The organism is Solibacillus sp. FSL R7-0682 (genome assembly GCF_038005985.1).
GTDB lineage: Bacteria > Bacillota > Bacilli > Bacillales_A > Planococcaceae > Solibacillus.
Map to the genome: position 1 here is coordinate 100,001 of NZ_JBBOUI010000001.1, position 2,500 is coordinate 102,500.

Here is a 2,500-nt window from a genome sequence, read left to right on the forward strand (position 1 = left end):
AATTCGATTCCCTGAGTAGCGGCGAGCGAAACGGGAAGAGCCCAAACCAAAGAGCTTGCTCTTTGGGGTTGTAGGACACTCTATACGGAGTTACAAAAGAATGATTTAGATGAAGCGACTTGGAAAGGTCCGCGAAACAAGGTAAAAGCCCTGTAGTCAAAAAGTCATTCCCTCTTGAGTGTATCCTGAGTACGGCGGAACACGTGAAATTCCGTCGGAATCCGGGAGGACCATCTCCCAAGGCTAAATACTACCTAGTGACCGATAGTGAACCAGTACCGTGAGGGAAAGGTGAAAAGCACCCCGGGAGGGGAGTGAAATAGATCCTGAAACCGTGTGCCTACAAGTAGTTAGAGCCCGTTAATGGGTGATAGCGTGCCTTTTGTAGAATGAACCGGCGAGTTACGATTACGTGCGAGGTTAAGTTGAGAAGACGGAGCCGCAGCGAAAGCGAGTCTGAATAGGGCGAATTAGTACGTGGTCGTAGACCCGAAACCAGGTGATCTACCCATGTCCAGGGTGAAGGTGAGGTAACACTTACTGGAGGCCCGAACCCACGCACGTTGAAAAGTGCGGGGATGAGGTGTGGGTAGCGGAGAAATTCCAATCGAACCTGGAGATAGCTGGTTCTCTCCGAAATAGCTTTAGGGCTAGCCTCGTGATTGAGAATACCGGAGGTAGAGCACTGTTTGGACTAGGGGGGCATCTCGCTTTACCGAATTCAGACAAACTCCGAATGCCGGATATTTATACACGGGAGTCAGACTGCGAGTGATAAGATCCGTAGTCAAAAGGGAAACAGCCCAGACCACCAGCTAAGGTCCCAAAGTAATCGTTAAGTGGAAAAGGATGTGGCGTTGCTTAGACAACCAGGATGTTGGCTTAGAAGCAGCCATCATTTAAAGAGTGCGTAATAGCTCACTGGTCGAGTGACGCTGCGCCGAAAATGTATCGGGGCTAAACGATTCACCGAAGCTGTGGATGCATACCGTTGGTATGCGTGGTAGGAGAGCGTTCTAAGTGCGTTGAAGTCAGACCGGAAGGACTGGTGGAGCGCTTAGAAGTGAGAATGCCGGTATGAGTAGCGAAAGACGGGTGAGAATCCCGTCCACCGTATGACTAAGGTTTCCTGAGGAAGGCTCGTCCGCTCAGGGTTAGTCGGGACCTAAGCCGAGGCCGATAGGCGTAGGCGATGGACAACAGGTTGATATTCCTGTACCACCTCCTCACCGTTTGAGAAATGGGGGGACGCAGTAGGATAGGGTAAGCAGAGCGTTGGTTGTCTCTGTTCAAGCAGTAAGGCGTGTGTGTAGGCAAATCCGCACACTATAACGTTGAGCTGTGATGACGAGCTCGTATGAGCGAAGTTCCTGATTTCACACTGCCAAGAAAAGCCTCTATCGAGGTGAGAGGTGCCCGTACCGCAAACCGACACAGGTAGTCGAGGAGAGAATCCTAAGGTGTGCGAGAGAACTCTCGTTAAGGAACTCGGCAAAATGACCCCGTAACTTCGGGAGAAGGGGTGCTCTTGAGCGTGCAAGCGCATGAGAGCCGCAGTGAATAGGCCCAGGCGACTGTTTAGCAAAAACACAGGTCTCTGCAAAACCGTAAGGTGACGTATAGGGGCTGACGCCTGCCCGGTGCTGGAAGGTTAAGAGGAGTGGTTAGCGCAAGCGAAGCTGCGAATTGAAGCCCCAGTAAACGGCGGCCGTAACTATAACGGTCCTAAGGTAGCGAAATTCCTTGTCGGGTAAGTTCCGACCCGCACGAAAGGCGTAACGATCTGGGCACTGTCTCAACGAGAGACTCGGTGAAATTATAGTACCTGTGAAGATGCAGGTTACCCGCGACAGGACGGAAAGACCCCGTGGAGCTTTACTGTAGCCTGATATTGAATTTTGGTACAACTTGTACAGGATAGGTAGGAGCCAGAGATCTCGGAGCGCCAGCTTCGAAGGAGGCGTCGGTGGGATACTACCCTGGTTGTATTGAACTTCTAACCCATGCCCCTTAGCGGGGTAGGAGACAGTGTCAGGCGGACAGTTTGACTGGGGCGGTCGCCTCCTAAAAGGTAACGGAGGCGCCCAAAGGTTCCCTCAGAATGGTTGGAAATCATTCGAAGAGTGTAAAGGCATAAGGGAGCTTGACTGCGAGACCTACAAGTCGAGCAGGGTCGAAAGACGGGCTTAGTGATCCGGTGGTTCCGCATGGAAGGGCCATCGCTCAACGGATAAAAGCTACCCCGGGGATAACAGGCTTATCTCCCCCAAGAGTCCACATCGACGGGGAGGTTTGGCACCTCGATGTCGGCTCATCGCATCCTGGGGCTGTAGTCGGTCCCAAGGGTTGGGCTGTTCGCCCATTAAAGCGGTACGCGAGCTGGGTTCAGAACGTCGTGAGACAGTTCGGTCCCTATCCGTCGTGGGCGTAGGAAATTTGAGAGGAGCTGTCCTTAGTACGAGAGGACCGGGATGGACACACCGCTGGTGTACCAGTTGTC

1 rRNA gene (only partly in view) is annotated in these 2,500 nt (G+C 52.6%); it reads left to right on the forward strand.

From position 1 onward, the window contains the following. Positions 1-2,500, forward strand: a 23S ribosomal RNA gene (locus MKZ17_RS00495) (it extends past both window edges: 228 nt to the left, 200 nt to the right).